The sequence below is a fragment of the Limnohabitans sp. genome (assembly GCF_031539175.1).
Taxonomy (GTDB): Bacteria; Pseudomonadota; Gammaproteobacteria; order Burkholderiales; family Burkholderiaceae_C; genus Limnohabitans.
Genome location: NZ_JAVKLQ010000066.1, coordinates 1 through 24,289 on the forward strand (window position 1 = coordinate 1; position 24,289 = coordinate 24,289).

The 24,289-nt window shown below is 55.6% G+C and carries 26 protein-coding genes and 1 pseudogene; 9 read left to right on the forward strand and 18 right to left on the reverse strand.

All coding sequences use genetic code 11. The annotated features are described in order from the left end of the window. Positions 1-197 precede the first annotated feature (197 nt). Positions 198-935, forward strand: a pseudogene (fnr, locus tag RMS95_RS11820) (fumarate/nitrate reduction transcriptional regulator Fnr); the annotation flags it as partial. On the opposite strand, the gene RMS95_RS11825 reads toward fnr, so the two are convergent. From RMS95_RS11825 to RMS95_RS11865, 9 genes are all read right to left on the reverse strand, one after another. Continuing rightward, complete coding sequence (locus tag RMS95_RS11825; protein ID WP_310646408.1) at positions 932-1,228, reverse strand: hypothetical protein; 297 nt, start codon at positions 1,226-1,228, stop codon at positions 932-934. The pseudogene fnr and the gene RMS95_RS11825 overlap by 4 nt on opposite strands. 55 nt (positions 1,229-1,283) lie before the next feature. Continuing rightward, the gene (locus tag RMS95_RS11830) at positions 1,284-1,571 is read right to left on the reverse strand and encodes a FixH family protein (RefSeq protein ID WP_310646409.1); all 288 of its coding nucleotides are present in this window, start codon (positions 1,569-1,571) and stop codon (positions 1,284-1,286) included. An 8-nt stretch (positions 1,572-1,579) separates the two neighbouring features. Continuing rightward, positions 1,580-2,950, reverse strand: coding sequence for a cytochrome c oxidase accessory protein CcoG (ccoG, locus tag RMS95_RS11835; RefSeq protein WP_310646430.1), 1,371 nt, complete (start codon positions 2,948-2,950; stop codon positions 1,580-1,582). An 83-nt stretch (positions 2,951-3,033) separates the two neighbouring features. Beyond that, positions 3,034-3,972 (reverse strand): cytochrome-c oxidase, cbb3-type subunit III, encoded by a 939-nt coding sequence (gene ccoP / locus RMS95_RS11840; RefSeq protein WP_310646410.1) that lies wholly within the window; start codon positions 3,970-3,972, stop codon positions 3,034-3,036. A gap of 32 nt (positions 3,973-4,004) precedes the next feature. Then, a complete protein-coding gene (locus RMS95_RS11845; RefSeq protein WP_104798442.1) occupies positions 4,005-4,142 on the reverse strand; it encodes a cbb3-type cytochrome c oxidase subunit 3 in 138 nt (45 codons plus the stop codon). 10 nt (positions 4,143-4,152) lie between these two features. Continuing rightward, on the reverse strand, positions 4,153-4,776 hold the full coding sequence (ccoO, locus tag RMS95_RS11850; RefSeq protein ID WP_310646411.1) for a cytochrome-c oxidase, cbb3-type subunit II: 624 nt from the start codon (positions 4,774-4,776) through the stop codon (positions 4,153-4,155). 10 nt (positions 4,777-4,786) lie between these two features. Continuing rightward, positions 4,787-6,214, reverse strand: coding sequence for a cytochrome-c oxidase, cbb3-type subunit I (ccoN, locus tag RMS95_RS11855; protein WP_310646412.1), 1,428 nt, complete (start codon positions 6,212-6,214; stop codon positions 4,787-4,789). Positions 6,215-6,274: 60 nt separating this feature from the next. After that, the gene (gene ccoS / locus RMS95_RS11860; RefSeq protein ID WP_104798445.1) at positions 6,275-6,412 is read right to left on the reverse strand and encodes a cbb3-type cytochrome oxidase assembly protein CcoS; all 138 of its coding nucleotides are present in this window, start codon (positions 6,410-6,412) and stop codon (positions 6,275-6,277) included. Continuing rightward, complete coding sequence (locus RMS95_RS11865; RefSeq protein ID WP_310646413.1) at positions 6,412-8,667, reverse strand: cation-translocating P-type ATPase; 2,256 nt, start codon at positions 8,665-8,667, stop codon at positions 6,412-6,414. The genes ccoS and RMS95_RS11865 overlap by 1 nt, the downstream gene beginning before the upstream one ends. Positions 8,668-8,772: 105 nt before the next feature. Here RMS95_RS11865 and RMS95_RS11870 point away from each other — a divergent pair, with 105 nt between their 5' ends. Further along, entirely contained in the window at positions 8,773-9,216 is a 444-nt protein-coding gene (locus RMS95_RS11870; protein ID WP_310646414.1) for a universal stress protein, read from the forward strand. 10 nt (positions 9,217-9,226) lie between these two features. Here the strand turns inward: RMS95_RS11870 and RMS95_RS11875 are convergent, their stop codons facing one another. The 7 genes from RMS95_RS11875 to RMS95_RS11905 form a co-directional block, all read right to left on the reverse strand. Next, positions 9,227-10,180 (reverse strand): nitronate monooxygenase family protein, encoded by a 954-nt coding sequence (locus RMS95_RS11875; RefSeq protein ID WP_310646415.1) that lies wholly within the window; start codon positions 10,178-10,180, stop codon positions 9,227-9,229. A 30-nt stretch (positions 10,181-10,210) separates the two neighbouring features. Next, positions 10,211-10,990, reverse strand: coding sequence for an alpha/beta hydrolase (locus RMS95_RS11880; protein ID WP_310646416.1), 780 nt, complete (start codon positions 10,988-10,990; stop codon positions 10,211-10,213). A 28-nt stretch (positions 10,991-11,018) separates the two neighbouring features. Next, positions 11,019-12,809 carry an acyl-CoA dehydrogenase gene (locus RMS95_RS11885; RefSeq protein ID WP_310646417.1) on the reverse strand — a complete coding sequence of 597 codons (1,791 nt, stop codon included), beginning with the start codon at positions 12,807-12,809 and terminating at the stop codon, positions 11,019-11,021. A gap of 68 nt (positions 12,810-12,877) precedes the next feature. After that, a complete protein-coding gene (locus RMS95_RS11890) occupies positions 12,878-13,810 on the reverse strand; it encodes an FAD-binding protein (protein WP_310646418.1) in 933 nt (310 codons plus the stop codon). A gap of 24 nt (positions 13,811-13,834) precedes the next feature. Then, positions 13,835-14,584 carry an electron transfer flavoprotein subunit beta/FixA family protein gene (locus RMS95_RS11895; protein ID WP_310646419.1) on the reverse strand — a complete coding sequence of 250 codons (750 nt, stop codon included), beginning with the start codon at positions 14,582-14,584 and terminating at the stop codon, positions 13,835-13,837. A 127-nt stretch (positions 14,585-14,711) separates the two neighbouring features. Beyond that, positions 14,712-15,950, reverse strand: coding sequence for a mechanosensitive ion channel domain-containing protein (locus RMS95_RS11900; RefSeq protein WP_310646420.1), 1,239 nt, complete (start codon positions 15,948-15,950; stop codon positions 14,712-14,714). A gap of 15 nt (positions 15,951-15,965) precedes the next feature. Further along, positions 15,966-16,919 (reverse strand): histone deacetylase family protein, encoded by a 954-nt coding sequence (locus RMS95_RS11905; protein ID WP_310646421.1) that lies wholly within the window; start codon positions 16,917-16,919, stop codon positions 15,966-15,968. A 125-nt stretch (positions 16,920-17,044) separates the two neighbouring features. On the opposite strand from RMS95_RS11905, the gene mltB reads away from it, so the two are divergent. Next, on the forward strand, positions 17,045-18,103 hold the full coding sequence (mltB, locus tag RMS95_RS11910; protein ID WP_405023388.1) for a lytic murein transglycosylase B: 1,059 nt from the start codon (positions 17,045-17,047) through the stop codon (positions 18,101-18,103). Between the two features lie 20 nt (positions 18,104-18,123). Beyond that, a complete protein-coding gene (locus tag RMS95_RS11915) occupies positions 18,124-18,345 on the forward strand; it encodes a TIGR02450 family Trp-rich protein (protein ID WP_310646423.1) in 222 nt (73 codons plus the stop codon). 13 nt (positions 18,346-18,358) lie between these two features. Here RMS95_RS11915 and RMS95_RS11920 read toward each other — a convergent pair whose 3' ends face one another. Next, on the reverse strand, positions 18,359-18,706 hold the full coding sequence (locus tag RMS95_RS11920) for a hypothetical protein (protein ID WP_310646424.1): 348 nt from the start codon (positions 18,704-18,706) through the stop codon (positions 18,359-18,361). Positions 18,707-18,741: 35 nt separating this feature from the next. Here RMS95_RS11920 and RMS95_RS11925 point away from each other — a divergent pair, with 35 nt between their 5' ends. After that, positions 18,742-19,689 (forward strand): substrate-binding domain-containing protein, encoded by a 948-nt coding sequence (locus RMS95_RS11925; RefSeq protein WP_310646425.1) that lies wholly within the window; start codon positions 18,742-18,744, stop codon positions 19,687-19,689. A gap of 20 nt (positions 19,690-19,709) precedes the next feature. Here RMS95_RS11925 and queG read toward each other — a convergent pair whose 3' ends face one another. Continuing rightward, a complete protein-coding gene (gene queG / locus RMS95_RS11930; protein WP_310646431.1) occupies positions 19,710-20,780 on the reverse strand; it encodes a tRNA epoxyqueuosine(34) reductase QueG in 1,071 nt (356 codons plus the stop codon). 42 nt (positions 20,781-20,822) lie between these two features. Between queG and tsaE the strand changes: the two genes are divergently transcribed. Genes tsaE through RMS95_RS11950 form a run of 4 tightly spaced genes read left to right on the forward strand, consistent with a single transcriptional unit; the run spans position 20,823 to position 24,139 of the window. Then, positions 20,823-21,302 carry a tRNA (adenosine(37)-N6)-threonylcarbamoyltransferase complex ATPase subunit type 1 TsaE gene (tsaE, locus tag RMS95_RS11935; protein WP_310646426.1) on the forward strand — a complete coding sequence of 160 codons (480 nt, stop codon included), beginning with the start codon at positions 20,823-20,825 and terminating at the stop codon, positions 21,300-21,302. Beyond that, positions 21,299-22,714 carry an N-acetylmuramoyl-L-alanine amidase gene (locus RMS95_RS11940; protein WP_310646427.1) on the forward strand — a complete coding sequence of 472 codons (1,416 nt, stop codon included), beginning with the start codon at positions 21,299-21,301 and terminating at the stop codon, positions 22,712-22,714. Before tsaE ends, RMS95_RS11940 begins: the two co-directional genes overlap by 4 nt. Before the next feature lie 5 nt (positions 22,715-22,719). Beyond that, a complete protein-coding gene (locus tag RMS95_RS11945) occupies positions 22,720-23,865 on the forward strand; it encodes an aminotransferase class V-fold PLP-dependent enzyme (protein WP_310646428.1) in 1,146 nt (381 codons plus the stop codon). A gap of 7 nt (positions 23,866-23,872) precedes the next feature. Further along, positions 23,873-24,139: a VF530 family protein gene (locus RMS95_RS11950; protein ID WP_310646429.1), complete on the forward strand. Its 267-nt coding sequence runs from the start codon at positions 23,873-23,875 to the stop codon at positions 24,137-24,139. Positions 24,140-24,289: the final 150 nt, after the last annotated feature.

The following is a 24,289-nucleotide window of genomic DNA, read 5'->3' on the forward strand; positions in this document are numbered from 1 at the left end:
AAACCGTGACGGATGAGGAATTGACTATGATTGAAAACCGATTGAATCATCGCCCCAGAAAGCGACTAGGATTCAAGACACCTCACGAGGTATTCCATGCCTCGTTAAAGCGTGTTGCACTTCGTCCTTGAATCCGCCCAACATAATGTGGACTGAATTTGCTTTTTTAGTTTTGACTCAAGTCAAAAAACCGGTTTGCCTCACGTATGAACTCCCACAGTATCAAAGTCGCCTGCTCTAACTGCAACCTGCGTGAATTGTGTATGCCTATGGGCCTCACAGACGCAGACATGCAGCGCATCGATGAAGTGGTGGCCACACGCCGTAAGGTACCCAAAGGCGAAAACCTGTTTCACAACGGCGAGAAATTCAACGCGCTCTACGCCATTCGCACTGGATTTTTTAAAACTTGTGTGTCATCCGAGGACGGACGCGACCAAGTCACGGGATTTCAAATGGCTGGCGAAGTGATCGGGCTCGACGGCATCGTCAGCGATCGTCACACCTGCGATGCCGTGGCGCTTGAAGATGCTGAAGTCTGTGTGATGCCTTTCGACCGCATCGAAGAACTCTCGCGTGAGGTCAACGCACTGCAACACCACGTGCACAAAATCATGAGCCGTGAAATCGTGCGCGAACACGGCGTGATGCTGATGCTGGGTAGCATGCGGGCTGAAGAACGCCTCGCCGCGTTTTTGCTGAACTTGGTGCAACGCTTGCACGCACGTGGCTTCTCACAATCGGAGTTGGTGTTGCGCATGACGCGCGAAGAAATTGGCAGCTATTTAGGGCTGAAATTAGAAACCGTCAGCCGCACCTTTTCAAAATTTGCGGATGACAAAATCATTGAAGTCAAGCAACGCCACGTGCGGATCTTGAACACGGATGCACTCAAGGCGCTGGTGAATGCGCCGACCTGCGGAACGCCGCTTTAATCGCAGCAACTCTCTTGCTTAGGGCATCCATCGGGACGCTCTGTGGGCACCATGGGGCAACGATTCACCTCAAAGGGTGAGGCCGACAACAAGGTGGTCAGCGCACTCGAAGCAGCGCACACTATCCAAAACGCAAAAAAAGACAAGGTGTAAATACCTTGCCTAGAAATATCAATCGGCTGCCCTGCCCATTGCATATCCTCTGGGTCGACCATCGCGAAAACCACGATCTCTAAAACGCCAGCCAGCAAAAAGGCTGGCCAAATAATCCACATCATTCGTTGCGCCAACATCACGTTCTCCCAAAGGAAAGATTTTTGATCATTTGAGCCCCTAACCTTTGGACCATCATGGTTTAGCGGGGGTTGATGTTGCTTTGCCATCAGGCACAACAGGTGTGGCCGCATGGTTTCGCGCTTGCATGGCTGGCGCCAATGCTTTTTGTTCAGCCAAGGTCTTGTTGATTTCTAAACCTCGACGGTAGTAGTCTTCGGCGATCACGGGATCAGGGACTCGAATGGCAATCGCCAAAGTCACAAATCCAGCCACCACAACGGCTGCAGGGCCTGCGATGATGAGCCAGACGTGACCATGGGTCCACCAAGGCTTTGTATCAAACTGTGCGGTTGCGTTCATAGTGACTTTCAGCGGGGCACGATAAACACAGATTTTTCGACCACAAAGTCGTCTGTGCCCACGGCTTGAATTTCAAACAGGATTTTGTGCGAGCCAGCTTCCGAAGAGCCATACGGAATGTCTGCACGCAAGACCACCCAACGGGACTGAGCCGCATCGACCTTCACATCGGTTTCAGTTTCGATGCGAATGTTGGGCAAACCACGCACTGACAAATGGTAGGTCTGGGCATTCTCCGAAGCATTCATGATCTGCAGACGGTACACATTCTCCAATGTACCGACCTCCGTGATGCGGGACAAGGTAGAACGATCGCGCACCACATCCACTTTGAAGGGCGTGCGCAAACTGAGCGACACCAAAACAAATGCGATCAAGCCAATCAAGAACATCGCATAGACCTGGACGCGTGGCCGCAACATGCGCTGAAGCATTTGCTTGGCTGACCATTTTTGTCCCATGGCGTTTTGTGTCGCAAAGCGCACCAAGCCACGCTCGTAGCCCATTTTGTCCATCACGGAATCACACACGTCCACACAAGCGCCGCATGAAATGCATTCGTACTGCAAACCATTGCGAATGTCGATGCCGGTCGGACACACCTGAACGCACATGGTGCAATCTACGCAAGACCCCAGTTGCGGCTTAGTCAAATCAGCATTTCGCGAACGAGGACCACGCGGTTCACCCCGCTCACTGTCATAAGTCACGATGAGTGTGTCGTGGTCAAACATGGCGCTCTGGAAACGCGCATAGGGACACATGTATTTGCAAACCTGCTCACGCATAAAGCCCGCGTTGCCATAGGTCGCAAAGGCGTAGAAGAACACCCAAAACAATTCCCACGAACTCATGTGCGTGGTGAAAAACTCCATGGCCAATTCACGAATCGGCGTGAAGTAGCCCACAAAGGTGAAGCCAGTCCAGATTGACAAGAAGATCCAGATCAGATGTTTGTACCACTTCTTCACCAGTTTTTCGAGGGAGAAGTCCGCACCATCCAAACGCATGCGCGCCGAACGATCCCCTTCGATCTTGCGTTCAATCCAGAGAAAAATTTCGCTGTACACCGTTTGGGGACAGGCAAAGCCACACCACAAACGTCCAGCAACTGCGGTGAATAAAAACAGCGACAAGGCTGAAATCACCAACAAGCCTGTCAAGTAAATGAAGTCTTGCGGATACAGGACCAAACCAAAGATATAAAAGCGCCGCGATGCCAAGTCAAACAAAACCGCTTGACGCGTGCCCCACTCCAACCAAGGCAAGCCATAAAACACCAGCTGCGTCAGCGCGACAAAAAACCAACGCCATTGTGCAAACACACCTTGGACAGATCGGGGATAGATTTTTTTAGCAGCCGCATAAAGCGAGACCATCGCCTCGTCGTCAGCACCCGCAGGTGCTGCGACGATGGGGATGGTCTTGCGCTGCTTCGCGTCGTCAGCAGAGTTCAAGGTGATTACTTCGCAGTATCCGTCGCGACTGCAGTCGCAGGTTGATTAGAAAAGCCCCACACATAAGCAGTCAACACGTGGATTTGCGAGGGTGTCAAACGACCTTCTTGCGCGGGCATTTGATTGACCTTGCCCGCATTGATCATGGCCGTGATCGCCTCTTCGCCCCAACCGTGCAACCAGATTTTGTCGGTCAAATTGGCAGAACCCAAAGCTTGGTTACCTTTGCCGTCCATGCCGTGACAGGCGGCACAAGCACCAAACTTCGACTTACCCAAAGCGGCGCGCACGGAGTCGTGTGGACTGCCAGACAGACTCAACACATAGTGAGAGACGTTGCGAATGTCGTCGGGTGAGCCCACAGCAGCAGCCATGGGAGGCATTTGGCCAATGCGACCTTTGGTGATCGTTTCTTTGATCTTGTCAGGCGTGCCACCGTGCAACCAATCGCCGTCGGTCAAGTTAGGAAAGCCTTTGGAGCCATGCGCATCAGAGCCGTGACATTGGGCGCAGTTGTTCATGAACAAACGCTCACCCACAGCCATGGCTTTGGGGTCGGTCGACAATTTCTCAGGCGTTTGCGCGTCAAACGCCGCATACAAAGGCTGCAGGTCTGCATTGGCTTTGGCCACTTCAGCATCGTATTGACCCTGAGAAGTCCAACCCAACTTGCCCACATAGCTGCCTAACGTAGGGTAGGCCACGCTGTACACCGCTGCAAACACGATGGTGATGATGAACAGCCACAACCACCAACGCGGCAAGGGGTTGTTCATTTCGCGCAAGTCACCGTCCCACACATGGCCGGTGGTACCGTCTTCCGTTTGATGCGCTGACACTTTGACTTGTGCGGAAAACCACAACAAGAAAGCGCAATACAGCACGCCAATGATCGAAATAGCGGCCACAAAGACCGACCAAAAACTACTTGTGAAATCACTCATGATTCGATTCCTTTACAGAGCACCTAGGGCACTCAGTCCTGATCGAGGGGCAACTTAGAGGCCTCCTCGAAATCTTCTTTGTTGCGCTTGGAATAAGCCCAAACGATGATGCCAATAAAGACGGCAAATGAGATCACCGTGGTGGCCGCGCGCAAATCGTTCACGTCCATGGTGTGCTCCTTATTTCAGGGCCAAGCCCAGAACTTGCAAATAAGAAATCACGGCTTCCATTTCGGATTTGCCCTTGACGTCTTCTGCCGCCTTGGCAATCTCTTCATCCGAGTAAGGCACGCCCACGGTACGCAAAGCTTTCAGGTGTGCAGGCATCTCTGCAGCGTTCACCATGTTCTTGTTCAACCATGGGTATTCGGGCATGTTCGACTCGGGCACCAAATCACGTGGGTTGTTCAAATGCACACGGTGCCATTCATCGCTGTACTTACCGCCCACACGCGCCAAGTCAGGACCGGTGCGCTTGCTGCCCCATTGGAAGGGGTGGTCGTACACCGACTCGCCGGCGACTGAGTAGTGGCCGTAGCGCAAAGTTTCAGCACGGAAAGGACGAATCATTTGCGAGTGGCAGTTGTAACAACCTTCGCGCACGTAAATGTCACGACCCGCCAGCTGCAATGCGGTGTAAGGCTTCACGCCCGTCACCGGCTCCGTGGTGGATTTCTGGAAAAACAAAGGCACGATTTCAACCAAGCCGCCGATGGCAACCGAAATCAAAATCAGCACGATCATCAAGAAGTTGTTGGTCTCCACACGGGCGTGGGAGAAACCTTTGGAATTGTTGTCAGACATGTGGTTCTCCTCAGTCGTGGGCAGGTGCAGGAATAGCGACGCTGACTGTGTTGCCGTTTAAAGCCGTTTTCAGCACGTTCCAAAGCATGATCAACATGCCGGCCAAGTACAACAAGCCACCCAACATACGGATCACATAGAACGGGTAAGTGGCTTTGACAGACTCCACAAAGGTGTAGGTCAAGGTGCCGTCTGCGTTGATGGCGCGCCACATCAGGCCCTGCATCACACCGGCAATCCACATCGCCGCGATGTAGAGCACGATGCCGATGGTGGCCATCCAGAAATGGACCTCAATCGCCTTCTTGCTGAACATCTCTTTTTGACCGAACAACTTAGGAATCAAGTAGTAGATGGAGCCCATCGACACCAAACCCACCCAACCTAAAGCACCCGAGTGCACGTGGCCCACGGTCCAGTCGGTGTAATGCGACAAGGCGTTGACGGTTTTGATCGCCATCATCGGACCTTCGAACGTGGACATGCCGTAAAAAGACAAAGACACGATCAAGAAACGCAAGATGGGGTCATCGCGCAGTTTGTGCCATGCGCCCGACAAAGTCATGATGCCGTTGATCATGCCGCCCCAGCTTGGCGCCAACAACACGAGCGAGAACACCATACCCAAGGACTGCGTCCAGTCAGGCAACGCGGTGTAGTGCAGGTGATGTGGACCCGCCCACATGTACGTGAAAATCAAAGCCCAAAAGTGCACGATCGACAAGCGATACGAGTAAACAGGGCGGCCAGCTTGCTTAGGGATGAAGTAATACATCATGCCCAAGAAGCCTGCGGTCAAGAAGAAGCCCACCGCGTTGTGGCCATACCACCATTGAATCATCGCGTCTTGAGCGCCCGCATAGGCAGAGTACGACTTCATCCAACCGGCAGGAATGGCAGCGCTGTTGACGATGTGCAACAAAGCCACCGCAATGATGAAGGCGCCGTAGAACCAGTTCGCCACGTAGATGTGCTTGACCTTGCGCGTACCGACGGTGCCAAAAAAAACAATCGCGTACGACACCCAGACCACCGCAATCAGCAAGTCAATCGGCCATTCAAGTTCGGCATATTCCTTACCTTGGGTAAAACCCAAGGGCAAGCTGATGGCCGCTGCCACGATGACCAACTGCCAACCCCAAAAGGTAAACGCGGCCAACTTGGGCAAAAACAACGTGGTGTGACAGGTGCGCTGCACCACGTAATAGCTGGTGGCAAACAGTGCACTGCCGCCAAACGCAAAAATCACCGCGTTGGTGTGCAATGGACGCAAACGGCCATAGCTCAACCAAGGAATGCCAAAGTTCAGTTCGGGCCAAGCCAGTTGAGAGGCGATGATCACCCCCACCAACATGCCAACCACGCCCCAGACCACCGCCATGATGGAAAACTGCCGTACAACGGTATCGCTGTAGACGGACTGCTGTGATGAGTTCATCGGTCACCTTTCATTTTTAATCAGTATCCTCAATATCCCTAGGTCGGGTATTGATGCAAATCAATCGTCGCGAAGAATGCGCTCGCCTTCTTGCTCTACGCCTTCAAATTGGCCTTGATGAATGGCCCACCAGAGGCCGCCAAGAATGCACAAAACCAAGATCACCGACAAAGGAATTAACAAATACAAAATATCCATCAAAACCCTTTCGTGAGCCTTAAAGCGTTCAAAACAACCCAAAGCGAACTCACCGCCATCCCCAAACCCGCCAACCACGCAGGCAAAAAGCCGAATGCAGCAAGTGGCACACAGACCGCGTTGTACAGCGCCGCCCAAGCCAGGTTTTGCTTGACAACCCGTAGCATGTGACGCGCCAACTTGACACTGCGCGCGACAACCAACAAGCTGCCGCCCATCAGCACCAAATCTGACTTCGACTGCGCCAAAGGCACTGCATTGCCAAACGCCATCGAGACATGCGCCCCCGCCAGCACCGGCCCATCATTGAGCCCATCACCGACCATCGCCACCTGCGCACCTCGGGCTTGCGCCTCTTGCATACGGACCAATTTATCTTGTGGTGAACAAGCCCCCACAGCATGTGCAATGCCCACACGTTGCGCGACACGCTGCACCGCCTCAACTTGATCGCCAGACAACAACCACACATCGATGCCCAATGCTTGAAGGCCTTGAACGGTTTGTGCTGCGTCATCGCGCACATCCTCTGACAACTGCCAACTGGCGAGCCATGCGTTTTCGTTGCACAAGTGTACTTGGCAAGTCTGCGCATATTCGGGTATTCCCTTACCTTGAGGCAAACAAAACTGCGCAGATCCCAACCGCAAGGTTTGCACGACACCGCCCTGCAAGCCTTGCCCCATCACTTCATGCACATCGCCCACATCTAACGCAAGCGCCATGCCCAAATCGTGCTGAGCAGCCACCAGCGCACGCGACAAAGGATGCACCGAATGTTGCGCCAAAGCCGCTGCAATGCCGAGGGCATGCTCTGGCGTTGTGCCCTCAGCCGTCCAAACTTGGGTGATACGCTGACCGTCGCGGGTCAAGGTGCCTGTTTTGTCAAAAATCAACGTGTCAATCTTGGCCAAGGACTCCAAGGCTTGCATACGCCGCACCAGCACACCATGACGCGCCAGAGTACCCGCAGCCGCCAGCATAGCGGCAGGCGTCGCTAAAGACAATGCGCAAGGACACGTCACCACCAACACCGCCACCGCCACCATCAGCGCATGGCTCGGGTTGCTTGGCCACCACGCCACAGCCGACAACGCGGCCATGGCCAAAACACCGATCAAAAAGGGCTTGGCCACACGGTCAGCCAATTGCGCCAAGCGCGGTTTTTGCAGCGAGGCATCTTCCATCAACGCCACAATTTTGGAAAACTGCGTGCCTTCCCCCACCTGCGTCACACGGACCACCACAGTAGCGCTCAGGTTGTGGCTACCCGCCACCACAAGGCTGCCCACACCGCGAGACTGTGGACGCGACTCGCCCGTGAGCAAGGCCTCATCCGCCAAGGTTTGGCCTTGCAAAACAACACCGTCAGCAGGAAAACTTTCACCGGCCAACACACGAATCACATCGTCCACCAAGACGCGGCGAACTGCCACACGCTCAAAGCGACCATCTGTTTGTTGACGCTCGACGCTGTCGGGCAAACGATTCATCAGGACTTCAAGCGCGCCCGCGGTGCGGTCACGCAAACGCAGCTCTAGCCAACGGCCAGTGAGTAAGAAAAACACAAACATGGTCAAGGAGTCGTAATAGACCTCGCCACCAAACATGCCATGGGGCTCAAACGTCGCCGCTGAACTCAACGCAAAGGTGATGACCATGCCTAAAGCCACCGGGAAATCCATGCTGATGCGACGCTGACGAATATCTCTCAGGGCATTGCTAAAAAATGGGCCGCATGAAAAAAGCACCACAGGCAAGGTCAACACCCACGATGCCCAACGCAACAAAAACACCATATCGGGGGTAATGTCCCCCTCCCCCGACACGTAAGCCGGATAGGCATACATCATCACTTGCATCATGCAAAAACCGGCGACCAACCAGCGCCACAAGGCGCGGCGGGTCTCAAGTTGGCGTGCCTGGCGCAAGGTGCTATCAGCGGCAGGCAAGGCACCATAGCCCGCTTTTGAAATGGCCGCCATCCACATGGACGGCGAGACGAGGGCATCTGACCACACGATCTTTGCGCGGTGTGTGGCGGCGTTGACTTCTGCCGATTGCACCCCAGGCACCGCCAGCAAGGCATCTTCAATGGCAAAGGAGCAAGCAGCGCAGTGCATGCCTTGAATCACGACATGCGAGTCCCAAACTTGGGGGCTGGCTTGGGATGATGTGGGCGCGTGTGGTTGGCTAAAACGCAACCACTCTTGGCGGTCGTCCAGCAAAAGCACAGTCGATGGATCTGAATACATATATGCTGTAGCCTAGCGCGTCCTTCTTGCTTAAGCTTGACTTACGTCAAGACACGGTAAAACCCAAGCGCTAAGCTGAACCTGTTCATAACTTAGGAGTCACTGATGTACACACGAATTTTGGTCGCCACCGACGGATCTACTTTGTCCAAAAAAGCCATCACAAGTGCGATTGCCTTGGCCGCCTTGAGTGGCGCTGAGTTGGTCGCTGTCAAAGTGACGCCACGTTACCCACAAAGTTATTTCGAAGGTTCTTTGCCCCTGAACCCAACTGAAGTCTCAAAAATTGAGAAACAGTGGGCCGATGACGCACAGAAAATGCTCGACACCGTGGTCAAAGCTGGCAAAGCCAAAGGCGTGAGTGTGAAGCCTGTGGTGGTGAAATCGGACATCGTGTCAGACGCCATCATCGCCACGGCTAAAAAACAAAAAGCCGATTTGATTGTGATGGCCTCGCATGGCCGCCGTGGCATCAAGCGTTTGTTGCTGGGCAGTGAAACCCAGCAAGTCTTGACGCACGCCAGCGTGCCTGTGCTCGTCTTGCGCTAAGCCTTGGCGATCAGGCGGTGATGCGTGACTTGGCTGCTTGGTATTCACGTTTCAAACGTGCGACCAACTCAGCAGCCGGTACCACCGCCTTGATCGCGCCAATGCCTTGGCCGCAGCCCCAGATGTCTTTCCACGCTTTTTTAGCGTCACCACCAAAATTCATTTTGCTGGGGTCGCTCTCGGGCAAGTTGTCTGGGTCTAAACCGGCATTGCGGATCGAAGGCGCCAAGTAATTGCCATGCACGCCCGTGAACAAATTGCTCAACACAATGTCGTCTGATGTGCTCTCGACCACCGCTTGCTTATAGTCTTCAGCCGCACGGGCTTCTTCTGTCGCAATAAACGCTGAACCGATGTACGCAAAGTCAGCACCCATGGCTTGCGCCGCCAACACGGCACCACCCGTGGCAATAGAGCCACTCAGTGCAACGGGGCCATCGAACCACTCGCGAATCTCTTGAATCAAGGCAAATGGGCTTTTGACACCGGCGTGCCCGCCTGCACCTGAGGCCACAGCGATCAGGCCATCGGCGCCTTTTTCAATCGCTTTTTTCGCAAATTTGTTGTTGATCACATCGTGCAACACGATACCGCCATAGCTATGCGCCGCTTCGTTCACATCTTCACGCGCCCCCAGAGAGGTGATGATGATTGGCACTTTGTACTTCACGCACATGGCCATGTCGTGCTCTAAGCGGTCATTGCTTTTGTGAACAATTTGGTTGATCGCAAAAGGCGCAGCCGGTTGGTCAGGATGCTCACGGTTGTGCGCAGCCAAAGCTTCGGTAATTTCAATCAGCCACTCCTCCAGTTGCTCAGCCGGACGCGCATTGAGCGCGGGCATGGAGCCCACCACGCCGGCCTTGCACTGAGCGATCACCAGCTTTGGATTGCTGATGATGAACAAAGGTGAAGCGATGACTGGGAATTTCAGTGTGTCAAATACAGCAGGAAGTTTGGACATGAATTGCACTTTCAAAAAAAGAAGCGAGCCTCAAGGCACAGGATGTTTGATCCAAGCAGAAATTTGCGCCACGGCCTCGGATTCCATACCTATATAGCCATGGTGGTGAAATGCTTCACACGGTGGGCCTGTCGGATTTTGTCCGCCATCGACTTCCATGTATTTCTTCACAGGGGAGGCAGTGAGCTTGGGCATCAAGCGCTCTGCCAAATAGGGGGGCGTGATTTTGCAGCCATCTTTGGCATGCTGGTGTACCAACACAGGCACCAGCAACTTATCCAAAGCCAACTCAGACACAGAACCACCAAACTGATGCCCTGTGACGGTTGACGTCAAAACGACACCGGCAATCGAAGTCCCTAAATCCATGCCCGCAGCGGCAGCGCTGAGCGTACCTTGACTTGTGCCCACCAACCACACTGGCACTTGGCTACGTTCGCGCAGGGATTGCACAACGGCACGTACATCGGTCAAATGTTCGGCAGATTGTCGAAATGCGGGGGTCATCTTAGGGGCATCGCTGGGGTTTCCCATCAGCGCCACATTGAACCCCGCCTTGGCAAATTCGTCGCGACTGCGCATCAAAAAATTGCCCGACTTCGGTTCGCCATCACGATAGCCAATGCCGCCACCGCCACCGGCAAAAAGCAAGACAGTTGCCGTGGCCCCGTCCCTCGGCATCCACCAGTAACTGATGGTGACCTCGGGACGCGTGGTCAACGGGATCAGGCGGTCAGCCGCCCAAGCCGGCTGGGCAGCACACAAGACCAAGCACACCATGCACAAAACACGTCGAAACGAATCTTGCATGCTTGTTGGTCCTGGCATGGCTTGCAATTTAAAAAGCGTCCAAGGCCATTTCGGTCACGCTGTTTGCACCGTCAACGATGCTGTCGCGGGTACCTGGCACTTTGGCCAAGATGTGGTCAGCATAGAAACGTGCGGTGGTGATCTTGGCTTGCATGAATGCCGCGTCTGCGCCCTTGGCCAGATGGTCCTGTGCCACCAACAAGGCACGCGCCATTTGCCAACCGGCCACCAAATTGCCGGTCAACATCAAATAAGGCACGCTGCCTGCAAACACCGCGTTAGGGTTTGACTTGCTGTTGGCAGCCACAAAATCGACCACCGTCAAGAAGGCCTCACGCGCCGCTGTCAAACGCGCAGCCACAGCCAACGCGTTGGCACTCCCTTGCTGAAGCAAAGCAGCTTCGGTTTTGGCAATTTGTGCAGCAATACCTTTGGCTGTTTGGCCGCCGTCACGCGCTGTTTTGCGCCCCACCAAGTCATTGGCCTGAATGGCGGTGGTGCCTTCGTAGATGGTCAAAATTTTGGCGTCGCGGTAATACTGCGCTGCGCCTGTTTCTTCAATGAAGCCCATGCCGCCGTGCACTTGCACGCCCAAGCTGGTGACTTCCAAGCTCATCTCGGTGCTGAAGCCTTTGACCAAAGGCACCAAAAACTCATAGAACGCCAAGTTCTCTTTGCGCGCCTCAGCGTCGGGGTGATGGTGCGAGGCGTCATAAGCAGCAGCCGCCACAGAAGCCATCGCGCGGCAGCCTTCGGTGTAGGCGCGCATGGTCATCAACATGCGGCGCACATCAGGGTGGTGAATGATGGGCGCGCTGGTCTTCATGCTGCCATCCACAGGACGGCTTTGCACGCGGTCGCGCGAGAAGGTGACGGCTTTTTGGTAAGCACGTTCAGCAATTGAAATGCCTTGCACACCGACGGCGTATCGGGCGGCATTCATCATGATGAACATGTATTCCAAACCGCGGTTTTCTTCGCCCACCAAGAAGCCCACAGCGCCGCCATGGTCGCCATACTGCAACACGGCTGTAGGGCTGGCTTTGATGCCCATCTTGTGCTCAATGCTCACGCAGTGCACATCGTTGCGTGCACCCAATGAACCGTCTTTGTTGACCATGAACTTAGGCACCACAAACAAGCTGATGCCTTTCACACCTTCGGGTGCGCCTTGCACACGCGCCAGCACGAGGTGGACGATGTTCTCGGCCATGTCGTGCTCACCGTAAGTGATGAAAATCTTGGTGCCAAACACCTTGAAGGTGCCATCGGGCTGTGGCTCTGCGCGGGTACGCACAGCAGCCAGATCTGAGCCGGCTTGAGGCTCTGTCAAATTCATGGTGCCGGTCCACTCACCAGAAATCAATTTCTCAAGGTAAGTGGCCTTGAGGTCGTCCGAACCCGCGGTCAACAAAGCTTCAATCGCACCGTCCGTCAACATGGGGCACAAGGCAAAACTCATGTTGGCCGAGTTGAGCATTTCGCCGCAGGCTGCACCGATGGTTTTGGGCAAGCCTTGCCCCCCAAAATCAGCGGGATGCTGCAGGCTTTGCCAGCCACCTTCGGTGAACTGGGCATAGGCTTCTTTGAAGCCCGGCGTGGTGGTGACGTTGCCATCTTTGAAGAATGAAGGGTTCTTATCGCCCTCCCAGTTCAAAGGCACCAACACCGACTCGTTCAACTTGGCACATTCTTCCAGCACGGCTTGCGCAGTTTCTAAACCGGCATCTTCAAAACTGGGCAATTGGGCGATCTGGTCAAGTCCGGCCAGGTGCTGCATGTTGAACAACATGTCTTTGACGGGGGCGATGTAGCTCACGGTGAGTCTCCAAGAATCAATACAAACAAGAAAAAAGGCACCCCGCAGAGTGCCTTTTGATCACAGACTTAAAGTGCCGAAACCAGCTCTGGCACAGCCACAAACAAGTCCGCCTCCAAACCGAAATCGGCCACCGAGAAGATCGGTGCTTCGGGGTCTTTGTTGATCGCCACGATGACCTTGCTGTCTTTCATACCGGCCAAATGCTGAATGGCGCCGCTGATGCCGCATGCCACATACAACTGAGGGGCCACGATCTTGCCGGTTTGTCCCACTTGCCAATCGTTGGGGGCGTAACCCGCATCGACCGCAGCGCGGCTGGCGCCCATCGCGGCACCAAGCTTGTCGGCCAATGGTGTCATGACTTCGGCAAACTTTTCAGCCGAGCCCAAAGCACGGCCACCCGACACGATGATCTTGGCAGCCGTCAATTCAGGACGGTCGCTCTTGGTCACTTCACGGCCCACAAAACTGCTCTTGCCAGAGTCAGCCACAGCAGCCACGCTCTCGACGGCAGCCGAACCACCCGAAGCCGCGGCGGCATCAAAGCCCGTGGTGCGCACGGTGATGACTTTGACGGCATCCAGAGACTGCACCGTGGCCATCGCGTTACCCGCATAAATGGGGCGCTCGAAGGTGTCGGCGCTGTCGACGCGGGTGATGTCGCTGATTTGTGCAACGTCCAACTTGGCCGCCACGCGTGGGGCCACGTTTTTGCCACCTGCAGTTGCAGGGAACAAGAGATGGCTGTAACCAGCGGCCACCGCGAGCACTTGGGCTGCCACGTTTTCGGCCAAGCCGTCCGTCAAGGTCGTACCGTCGGCATGCAGCACTTTGGTGACGCCTGTAATTTGTGCGGCAGCAGCGGCAGCAGCAGCGGCGTTATGGCCTGCCACCAACACATGAACCTCGCCACCCAAAGCGGCAGCAGCGGTCACGGTGTTGAGGGTCGAAGGCTTGATGGAAGCGTTGTCGTGTTCAGCAATCACGAGAGATGTCATAGTGTTTCTCCTGCGTAGTTCTAATTAGATGACTTTGGCGACGTTCTTGAGCTTGTCGACCAAGGTGGCCACATCGGGCACTTTGATACCAGCGCTGCGCTTGGGTGGCTCACTGACCTTCAAGGTCTTGATGCGCGAGGTCACGTCTACGCCGAGGTCTTCGGGCTTGAACACATCGAGTTGCTTTTTCTTGGCCTTCATGATGTTGGGCAAGGTCACATAGCGTGGCTCGTTCAAACGCAAATCGGTGGTGATCACAGCGGGCAAGCTGACCGACACGGTTTCCAAACCACCGTCAACTTCGCGGGTGACGCTGGCTTTGCCATCGGCCACTTCAACTTTGGACGCGAACGTGGCTTGGGGCAAATCCGCCAAAGCGGCCAGCATTTGACCGGTCTGGTTGCAATCGTCATCGATCGCTTGTTTGCCCAAGATCACCAAGCCTGGCTGCTCTTTGTCCACCAAGGCTTTGAGCAACTTGGCCACCGCCAAGGGCTGCAACTCTTCAGCGGTTTCGACCAAGATGCCGCGGTCCGCGCCGATGGCCATGGCCGTGCGCAGCGTTTCTTGGCATTGGGTCACACCGCAAGACACGGCGATGACTTCAGTCACCACGCCCTTCTCTTTCAAGCGAACAGCTTCTTCGATGGCAATTTCATCAAAGGGGTTCATGCTCATTTTGACGTTGGCGATGTCCACGCCTGAGTTGTCCGACTTGACACGAACCTTCACGTTGTAGTCAACAACGCGTTTGACAGCGACCAATACCTTCATGGCAAAAGCTCCAAGTTTTGAGTGAAAACAGATTGACGTTTACGTAAACGTCACATTGTAGGGTTTAGGAACGGTATTTTTTAGAACGACCGTGCTTTTTTAGCTATTGTGCACAAAATTCAGCGCTTCAAGTCCGAAGCACCACCTCCTGTGGCGACTTCACCAACAACACACCCGCACCACGCAACGCAGCCAGCGTTGCGATATTGACGCCTGAGCGTGCTGAAGATTGGCCGTTTGCAGGGTCATCCATCCAAAAATTGAGCGTGAATCTCAGTCCTTGTGGCGCCACTTCGGCCAGCAAAGCGACGGGCGCAGGCTCGGGCATGACGCGCGGCGCGCTCAACGCGGCGCCGACCAGCAAAGCCTGAACTTGCGCAACATCGCTCTCCAAACCCACCCAAAACGTGCAGGTTTGAAGCATGTTGGTACTTTCTAGAGACAAGTTTTCCACGCGCTGCGTGATCAGCAACTCGTTGGGCACCACCGACTCACTGCCGTTGTTGGCGCGTACCAAGGTGTAGCGGGTTTTGATGTCCGTCACGCGCCCTTCAAAGCCATCGACCCGCACGTAATCGCCAATGCGCAGTGAGCGTTCCAACAAAATCACAAAGCCGCTGACGTAGTTGGCAGCCAACTTTTGCAAACCAAAACCAATACCCACGCCCAACGCACCGCCTAAAACCGACAGCGCGGTCAAGTCCACCCCCAACGAGGACAAGGCAAACAAAGCCCCGATCAACAACAAGATGGCCCGTAATGCATTGGAGGCCACACGGCGCATCGACAAATCAGACACTGCGCGGTTGAGCAAGCGATTCTCGATGGCGGCAGACAGCCACAAGCTCAGCACCAACACAAAACTCGACGTCATCACCACATCAATGACGTGCATCACACTGATGCGGGTCTTGCCTAGGGTAAAAGTTAGGCTATCCAGCTCCTCAATGGCCGGCGCCAAAAGCCCCGTGATCCATAAAACGGCCAAGACCCAAGCCAACCAAGACACCACCCGCTCAATGGCGCGTGCGCCTTGTGAGGCAGGAAAGACGGCCGTCAACACGCGCGCAATCAACCGAATGATGACCAGCGAGACCAAAATCGGCAGCACCACCTTCAAGACTGGCACATGCTGCCATTTGAGCAAACCAAGTTTCAAACCAAAGGTGAACACCAGCGACAACGTGGGAAACAACAAACCGTCCACCACGCGGCGACCAAACAGAATCGACCCGCGCCCTGCGGCCCCTCGCCCCAAGACCCAACTGATGCACCAAGCCAGCCCAATGCAAGCCAACAGGCCCAGCAGTTCCAACACGATGGCCGGACTTTGTAAGTCCAGCCATAACTCTTGCAAATCACTCATGACGATTCGTTTTCATCAAATATCCGCCAACACGCGCAAATGCGCTTCAACGCTGCGGCTCAGCGCGCTCAAGTCGTAACCGCCCTCCAAACAAGAAACAATGCGTCCTTGGGCGTGACGCAAGGCAATTTGGCGCACACGGTGGGTGATCCAGCTGTAATCTTGCTCGGTCAAGCCCAGCTGGCCCATGTCGTCTTCGCGGTGCGCATCAAACCCTGCGCTGATGAAAATCATCTCGGGCTTGAACTCTTCCAAGCGCGGCACCCAATACGTTTCAATCAACTCCCGCACATCCATGCCTTTGGTGTAAGCAGGCACAGGAATGTTGACCATATTGGCGGCTGGGTTCTCTGCCCCTGTGTAGGGATAAAACGGGTGCTGAAAAAAACTCACCATCAGCACACGGTCATCACCCGCCAAGATGTCTTCCGTGCCGTTGCCGTGGTGCACATCAAAGTCGACGACAGCCACGCGCTTCAGGCCGTGGCGTTCCAGCGCGTACTTAGCAGCAATCGCCACATTGTTAAAAAAGCAAAACCCCATGGCTTGTTTGCGGGTGGCGTGGTGCCCCGGGGGGCGGACGGCGCAAAAAGCATTCTCAAGTTCACCCGCCAAGACCGCGTCAGTGGCCGCGATGGCAGCGCCTGCCGAGCTGAGGGCGGCTTTCCATGTGTGCGCATTGATGGCGGTGTCGGCATCCATGTGTGAATAAGCGGGGCCACCGGCTTCGATGTCCTCTTGCAAGCGGTCGCTGGTGCCACGCAAAGCCGCGATGTACATGCGGTCGTGGGCCAACTCAATGTCTGCCAACGGCGCTTCGGGGGCTTGCAGTTGGGTGAGGCCCAAATCCACACCGCTGATCAAGAGGCGGTCTTGAATCGCACTCAAGCGATCAGGGCATTCAGGATGGCCAGCGCCCATCTCATGCAACCAACATTCGGGATGGGTGTAATAACCAGTTTTACGCATCGTGTGTGTCTCGATTTCTCTCCGTCTCAGCTTACCATGCAGGCCTTGCATTTAGCCCTTGGCAAACCCGCGTGACACTCTCTACCCTGCGTCCTTTTACTTGCGTTGCACTGTTTGCGGCCTTCATGGCCACCAGCGCCTGCGCCACCCCCAAACACAAAAGCCATGACACGCCGCGTCCCAAAAAACACAAAGTAGTTCAAAAGGACAAGGTCAACAGCCCCACGTTTGGCCTCACACCACACGTGTCGATCTTGGCTGACGAGTTGGCCAAACAACATGCCTTACCTGTGACTTGGGTACGCGAACAACTCAGCGCTGCACGTCGCTTGAATGGCGTGCCGCAATTGGTCATGCCGCCGCCCGTCAGCGTGCCTAAAAACTGGCGGGCCTACCGCGAGCGTTTCATTGAATCTCGAAGAATCGAGGCTGGCGTTCAGTTTTGGCAAACCTACCGCAGTGCCCTCACCCGTGCCGAGCAAACCTATGGCGTGCCTGCCGAAATGATCGTGGGCATCATCGGGGTTGAGACCTTTTACGGTCAAAACATGGGCAACTACCGCGTACTCGATGCCTTGACCACCCTGACCCTCGATTTCCCCGCTGCGCACCCACGCGCCGCTGAACGTCAAGCGTTTTTCAAATCGGAATTGGGGCAATTCTTGGTGCAATGGCGCCAATACACCCTCAAAGGCAACACACAGCCCATCACCGGCAGCTTTGCAGGCGCCATGGGTTGGCCCCAATTCATGCCGTCGAGCATCAACAAATTTGCGGTGGACTTTGATGGCGACGGCGCGATTGACCTGCGCAACAGCCCCATCGACGCCATTGGCTCAGTGGCCAACTATTTCAAAGCCTTCGGCTGGCAAACCGGCATGCCCACGCACTACCCCGTGCGCTTTGACGAAGCCCGCCTCGATAAACCCACCCTGCTCGCCCCCGACATCGTGCCCTCATTCAGCGTCAGCAGTTTCTTGGCCAAAGGAGCCTTGCTAGACGGAGACGCGGTGCAACACGCAGGACCATTGGCCTTGGTCGAAGTGTTCAACGGGGACGACGCGCCCAGCTATGTAGCAGGCACAGAAAACTTCTATGTGGTGACGCGCTACAACTGGAGCAGCTATTACGCCTTGGCGGTGATTGAGTTGGGGCAAGCCGTCAAAGCGGCCAAGGACCGCTGAAACATCAGCGCTTTACCCTGATGAATCCCCTGAACCCCAAGAAATTGCTGTTGACCAAATGGACGGCTGTCATCCCTGTGGCCAAACAAAAGCACTTCTTGGTCAGCCGCGTGATTCGACCCGAGTCACCCACCGAGCCGATTGAGTCGGTGGAAATCGAAGCGGTGTTTTCAAAAGCCACGCGAATCATTCCGTGGCGTGAACTGCAAGACGACAGCGTCTGGCGGCAAGGTTGGGTTTAACCGAGCGCAGGACTCAGTCTTTGGGCAATTGACGTTGTTCGTGGACTTCTCGCACCACGACGTCCTCCACCACATCAGCATTGAGCGCCGTGCGCTGGGCGTGCCCATGCGCTTCATGCCAGTGGCCATCGCTGGTACGAGACCAACTGGACCAGCTTGCACTCTGGCTAGTCTGCATTCCTTTGCGCATGGTCTTAATGTGCTGCCACATCACCACCACTTGTGGCTTTCGCCCCGTCAGCAGCCAACGTGCGCAAGCAAATGCCACATAAAGGGCCAACCAACACAACACGCCCAAAGCGAACAACACAGCGAAAGCCATGCCGAACAAAGCGAGTATCAAACGCGTAAAAAATGCCATGACTTGATGTTAACGGGGACGATCGGCATTGGCACATGAGCCGTTATGCAAGCAAGAACATATTGCCACGGTATTACGCCGCCCATACGCTAGAAGCACTTACCGAGGTCTACATGCGCATTTTTAGCAAAACCAAACAACTGACTTTTTTAGCCATCATGACAATAGGCATCATGCATGCCTTCGCGCAACCCACTTCGCAACCCAGTGCCGTCTGGGGCAATGGTCAAAACAAGTTCTCACTGGCGACTGGCAGTCCGGGCGAACTGGGACTCTTGGAAGTCTTGGCGACTGATTTCGCAACAACACACGATGCCACGGTGACTTGGTACAAAGCTGGATCGGGTCAGGCCATGCGTTTGTTGGAAGAGCGCAAAGTGGATATGGTGCTGGCCCATGCGCCCCCAGCTGAACGCAAAGCCATTGCCGACGGATGGGCAAAGGGACGAAACCTCATCGGCTCAAACGAGTTTTGGATTTTGGGCCCAGCCACTGACCCTGCAAAGATTGCGTCTGCCACTGACGCCATAGATGCGTTCAAACGCATTCAAGACTCTGGTTCAAAGTTCGTATCGCGCGGTGACAACTCAGGCACGCATCAAAAAGAAAATGAGATTTGGAAAGTCGCAGGAAGAACGCCAGATAGCACAACGTTGATCATCACCAAAGACTTCATGACAGCCAGCATGAAACGAGCAAACGATGAAGGTGCCTACTTTCTAACTGATTCCAGCACATTCATTGTTGAACGTCAGAACATGCCCAAGTTGCAGAAGTTGTTCAGAGGTGGTCCCCTCTTGGCGAACCCGTATCACACGCTGTATTTGACTGACCCCACGCCTGGCGCTGAAACAGCAAAGAAGTTTGGCGACTACTTGGCCTCAGACAAGGTTCAAGCGTTATTGCGTGACTTTGGCAAGCCACAACATGGTGAAGCCATGTACAACGACGCTAGGACGACAGCGATCGTGATCAAGGACTAAAGCAGCGATCGCCACTCGCATTAAATCGCGTACTGTCTAAGCGCCCATTGCACACACTCCCGCACCACCTCACTCTCGTGCGTGAGGTGGGCTTGCAGGCTTTGCGTCAACCTTGCGTCTGCACCTTGGCGTAGCGCATTGCCCGCCGCCACGGCCAAATTACGCACCCAACGCGCGTGCCCAATACGGCGAATGGGGCTGCCCTCGGTGTAGCGCAAAAACTCATCTTCGGTCCACGTTAACAAGCGCGTGATGTCTTGCCCAACCAGTCCTGCGCGTGCATCAAAGTCGGGCAAGCTGGCGGTTTGTGCAAACTTGTTCCAAGGACAAATCAGCTGACAGTCGTCGCAGCCGTATATGTGGTTTCCCATCAAGGGGCGCAGGGCTTCGTCGATGGGCCCCGCATGCTCAATCGTCAAATACGAAATACATCGCCGTGCATCCACGACCCCGGGTGCCACGATGGCTTGGGTCGGGCATACGTCGATGCACGCGGTGCATTGGCCACAGTGCGCGCTGGTGGGCTCAGACGCGGGCAGAGCGATATTGAGAAAAATCTCGCCCAAGAAAAACATAGAGCCCGCCTCGCGGTTGAGCACCAAGGTGTGCTTGCCACGCCAGCCCTGCCCGCTGCGAGCGGCTAACTCGGCTTCCAAAACAGGGGCGGAATCGGTGAATGCGCGGTAGTGCAAGCCCTCGTCGCCCAGATTTTCCGCATGTGCGGTCAAATGAGCGTCAATCTGCCGTGCCAAGGTGTCCAAGCGCTGGCGCAACACCTTGTGGTAATCGCGCCCTCGCGCATAGACCGACACCACCGCCTCGCTCGACTTGCTCAGGCGCTGCCACTCCACACTTTGCCAATCGGATGGGGTGTCGCGTGGTAAATAATTCATGCGTGCGGTCAACACACTCAACGTGCCTGGCACCAACTCGGCGGGACGCGCGCGCTTCATCCCGTGACGGGCCATGTAATCCATGTCGCCATGAAAATTTTGACTCAGCCATGCTTGCAAATGCGGCTCGGCAGACGACAAATCCAACGGTGCCACCGCAATTTGGGAAAATCCTAGGGATTTCCCCAAATTTTGTATTTCCGATAGCAATAATTGGTGATAACTGGACAACCGACTTCCTTGAAGAATTCTGTCATTGTAAAAACCCTGTCATGGCCCGATGAAGCCGCCACCGAAGCCTTTGCACAACGCTTGGCAGCGGCGCTGACGCGCGCGCCAAGCGGGCTGCAAGCCTGCATCACCTTGCACGGCGACTTGGGCGCAGGGAAGACCACGTTCGTGCGCCACCTCTTGCGCGCGCTCGGTGTGCAGGGGCGCATCAAAAGCCCAACCTACGCGGTGGTTGAGCCTTACCAAGTGAAGGCGGGTGATATTTGGCATTTCGACTTTTACCGTTTCAGTGACCCACGCGAGTGGGAAGACGCCGGTTTTCGTGACATCTTTGCCAGCCCCGGCCTGACGCTGTGCGAATGGCCAGAAAACGCACAAGGTGTGATGCCCACCCCAGACCTAGATCTGCACATTCGAGTGGGTGACGATGCACAACGCAGTGTCACCCTTCAAGCCAACACCCCGCTCGGGCAGGCTCTGCTGACATGAACAAGCCGCTCCATCGACGCACGCTGATTAAGGGCGGCACATTAGCACTGTTACTAGGCAGCGCCGACATCGCCTTCGGCGCCACCATCATGGCCGTGCGAGTTTGGCCCGCCGCTGATTACACCCGCGTCACGATTGAGAGCGACACCGCACTGAAAACCACGCCCCTGTTTGTGGCCAACCCACCCCGCTTGGCGGTCGACATTGACGGCATCGAACTCAACCCCGCGCTGCGGGAGTTGGTCGGCAAAGTGCGTTCAGACGACCCCTACATCACCGGTGTGCGCGTGGGCCAATACACCCCCACGACAGTGCGCTTGGTGCTGGACTTGCGACAAATGGTGCAGCCCCAAGTCTTCAACCTGCAACCCGTCAGCTCGGGCGGCGCGCGCTACCAACATCGCTTGGTCTTGGACCTTTACCCCACCAAAGTGGCTGATCCGCTGGAAGCACTGATCGTGGACCGACTCAACGGCACGCACACCCACGTGCCATCGATGACCGCCACGCCGTCGGTCTCGGCCTCTACCTTGGGCACGTCATCTGACCCCTTGGGTGAGTTGTTAGCCAGTCAAAATCGTCAACCCCAACCCTTGGCTGCGCAGGCGCCCGCGTCGAGCGCGAGTGCGCCTTTCACATCCGCAGCGTCGGTGGCCAACAACACCGGCCAAGGCAGCGAGCGTTTCATCATCGTGGCGCTCGACCCAGGACATGGCGGCGAAGACCCCGGCGCGATTGGCCCACGTGGCACCAAAGAAAAAGATGTGGTGCTGCAAATTGCCCACCGCATGCGTGAGCGCATCAACAACACGGTCATCAAAACCAAATACGGCAACTTGCCTATGCGCGCTTACCTCACGCGCGACGCAGACTTTTTTGTGCCCTTGCAAGTGCGGGTCGACAAAGCAAGGCGCGTACAGGCCGATTTATTTGTCAGCCTGCACGCCGATGCATTTTTAACGCCACAAGCCAAAGGCGCGAGCGTGTTTGCGCTCAGTCAAGGCGCAGCCTCTAGCGCGGCAGCCCGCTGGATGGCAACCCAAGAAAACCGCGCCGACTTGGTCGGAGGGTTGAACATCAAAACCCAAGATGCCTCCGTGCAACGCGCGCTGCTAGACATGAGCACCACGGCCCAGATCAACGACAGCCTCAAGCTCGGCAGCGAAATGCTGGGCCAAATTCGGCGCATTGGCAAACTGCACAAACCGCAAGTCGAGCAAGCCGGTTTTGCCGTACTCAAAGCCCCCGATATTCCCAGCGTGTTGGTCGAAACCGCCTTCATCAGCAACCCCGACGAAGAAGCCCGCTTGACCAGCGAGAGCTACCAAAACGAACTCGCCAACGCCTTGATGAAAAGCATTGAGCGCTACTTTTCGCGCAACCCACCGCTGGCACGCACCCGAAACACGTGAACCCCATGGCAAACTCAAACGTGGCTTACTTCAACCACGCCGGCGCATCGTTGATGTCGCCCGCCGTGCTCGACACGGTGGTGGCCCATTTGCAGTTAGAAAGCCGCATCGGCGGCTACGCTGCAGCCATGCAGCAGCAGCCAGCGCTCGACCAGGTCTACGCCCGTGCTGCCCAACTGCTGAATTGCGACACAGATGAAGTGGCTTTGACCGACAGCCACTCACGGGGTTGGCGCGACGTGCTGTCGTGCCTTCATTTCTCTCAGGGCGACCGCATTTTGGTGGCGCGCAGCGAATGGGGCGGCAACTACGCGGCGCTCGCACACAAGGCCCAACGCAGCGGGGCCTCTGTGGACATCATCCCCTCCACCGCCACGGGTGAGGTGTGCCTAGACGCACTCGCCCACATGCTCGATGAGCGGGTTCGGTTGGTGTCACTGACTTGGCTTCCCGCCAACGGTGGCCTGATTCAACCCGCAGCCAAAGTTGGCGCTCTGACCCGCGCAGCAGGCATACCGTTCTTTCTCGATGCGGCCCAAGCTGTGGGACAACTGCCCGTGGATGTGCGAGCGTTGGAATGCGATGTGCTGACAACACCTGGACGAAAGTGGCTACGCGGGCCACGTGGCACAGGCTTGCTCTATGTGCGACGGGCCTTTCTTTCAGCGCTGACACCGCCTGTCGTGGACCACTTCACAGCCCCTTTCGCACAAGGGCGCTACACGCTACGCCAAGATGCACGCCGTTTTGAAACCTCCGAGGCGGGCATCGCGGCACGCTTGGGACTGGGCCAAGCGCTTGAAGAGGCGTTGACCCAAGGCCTAGAAAACATTCAACACCGCGTCTTTGCAAAAAGCCAAGCCATCCGTCAGGCACTGGCTCACATTCCTAACGTGCAACTGCGCGATATCGGTGTGGCGCAGTCTGGCTTGGTGTCGTTCACGTTCGATCACAGCACTTCCAAAGTGGCACAGGCGCGACTCAACGCACAGGGTGTGGAAGTCGCGTTGAACGGGCTCGCCTTTACCCCACTCGACCTCCAAGCCCGAGGGCTGACGGACATCATCCGCGCAAGCGCACACACCACCACCACGGATGCCGACATTGACCGGCTCATCCATGCGGTCTCCGAAACTGCAGCCAACACCTAAACACCCCATGACCTCCTCAACGCCAAACCCACAAGCGCGCAACCCCCTGCACGGGCTAACCTTAGAAAAAATCGTCACCGAATTGGCCGACTACTACGGATGGGAAGACTTAGGCCAACGCATTGCCATTCGGTGCTTCACCCACGACCCCAGCGTGGGCTCGAGCCTCAAGTTTTTACGCAAAACACCTTGGGCACGTGAGAAAGTCGAAAGTCTTTATTTGTTCATGCTGCGGGATATAAAGCGCGCAGAACTCAACGGATCAATTGAATAAATATTTATATTTGATTTGGCGGATTCAAGGACGAAGTGCAACACGCTTTAACGAGGCATGGAATACCTCGTGAGGTGTCTTGAATCCTAGTCGCTTTCTGGGGCGATGATTCAATCGGTTTTCAATCATAGTCAATTCCTCATCCGTCAC

What these genes read in the sequence shown, in the direction of transcription:
- RMS95_RS11915 (WP_310646423.1), top strand. Translation starts at nt 18,124, where the DNA reads ATGAATCCCCTGAACCCCAAGAAATTGCTGTTGACCAAATGGACGGCT.
- ccoP (WP_310646410.1), bottom strand. Translation starts at nt 3,972, where the DNA reads ATGAGTGATTTCACAAGTAGTTTTTGGTCGGTCTTTGTGGCCGCTATT.
- RMS95_RS11950 (WP_310646429.1), top strand. Translation starts at nt 23,873, where the DNA reads ATGACCTCCTCAACGCCAAACCCACAAGCGCGCAACCCCCTGCACGGG.
- RMS95_RS11905 (WP_310646421.1), bottom strand. Translation starts at nt 16,919, where the DNA reads ATGCGTAAAACTGGTTATTACACCCATCCCGAATGTTGGTTGCATGAG.
- RMS95_RS11900 (WP_310646420.1), bottom strand. Translation starts at nt 15,950, where the DNA reads ATGAGTGATTTGCAAGAGTTATGGCTGGACTTACAAAGTCCGGCCATC.
- RMS95_RS11895 (WP_310646419.1), bottom strand. Translation starts at nt 14,584, where the DNA reads ATGAAGGTATTGGTCGCTGTCAAACGCGTTGTTGACTACAACGTGAAG.
- ccoN (WP_310646412.1), bottom strand. Translation starts at nt 6,214, where the DNA reads ATGAACTCATCACAGCAGTCCGTCTACAGCGATACCGTTGTACGGCAG.
- RMS95_RS11825 (WP_310646408.1), bottom strand. Translation starts at nt 1,228, where the DNA reads ATGTTGGCGCAACGAATGATGTGGATTATTTGGCCAGCCTTTTTGCTG.
- ccoS (WP_104798445.1), bottom strand. Translation starts at nt 6,412, where the DNA reads ATGGATATTTTGTATTTGTTAATTCCTTTGTCGGTGATCTTGGTTTTG.
- mltB (WP_405023388.1), top strand. Translation starts at nt 17,045, where the DNA reads ATGGCCACCAGCGCCTGCGCCACCCCCAAACACAAAAGCCATGACACG.
- RMS95_RS11945 (WP_310646428.1), top strand. Translation starts at nt 22,720, where the DNA reads ATGGCAAACTCAAACGTGGCTTACTTCAACCACGCCGGCGCATCGTTG.
- RMS95_RS11925 (WP_310646425.1), top strand. Translation starts at nt 18,742, where the DNA reads ATGAGCCGTTATGCAAGCAAGAACATATTGCCACGGTATTACGCCGCC.
- RMS95_RS11920 (WP_310646424.1), bottom strand. Translation starts at nt 18,706, where the DNA reads ATGGCATTTTTTACGCGTTTGATACTCGCTTTGTTCGGCATGGCTTTC.
- RMS95_RS11875 (WP_310646415.1), bottom strand. Translation starts at nt 10,180, where the DNA reads ATGTCCAAACTTCCTGCTGTATTTGACACACTGAAATTCCCAGTCATC.
- RMS95_RS11890 (WP_310646418.1), bottom strand. Translation starts at nt 13,810, where the DNA reads ATGACATCTCTCGTGATTGCTGAACACGACAACGCTTCCATCAAGCCT.
- ccoO (WP_310646411.1), bottom strand. Translation starts at nt 4,776, where the DNA reads ATGTCTGACAACAATTCCAAAGGTTTCTCCCACGCCCGTGTGGAGACC.
- RMS95_RS11830 (WP_310646409.1), bottom strand. Translation starts at nt 1,571, where the DNA reads ATGAACGCAACCGCACAGTTTGATACAAAGCCTTGGTGGACCCATGGT.
- ccoG (WP_310646430.1), bottom strand. Translation starts at nt 2,950, where the DNA reads ATGGTCTCGCTTTATGCGGCTGCTAAAAAAATCTATCCCCGATCTGTC.
- RMS95_RS11845 (WP_104798442.1), bottom strand. Translation starts at nt 4,142, where the DNA reads ATGGACGTGAACGATTTGCGCGCGGCCACCACGGTGATCTCATTTGCC.
- RMS95_RS11870 (WP_310646414.1), top strand. Translation starts at nt 8,773, where the DNA reads ATGTACACACGAATTTTGGTCGCCACCGACGGATCTACTTTGTCCAAA.
- RMS95_RS11865 (WP_310646413.1), bottom strand. Translation starts at nt 8,667, where the DNA reads ATGTATTCAGATCCATCGACTGTGCTTTTGCTGGACGACCGCCAAGAG.
- RMS95_RS11940 (WP_310646427.1), top strand. Translation starts at nt 21,299, where the DNA reads ATGAACAAGCCGCTCCATCGACGCACGCTGATTAAGGGCGGCACATTA.
- RMS95_RS11880 (WP_310646416.1), bottom strand. Translation starts at nt 10,990, where the DNA reads ATGCAAGATTCGTTTCGACGTGTTTTGTGCATGGTGTGCTTGGTCTTG.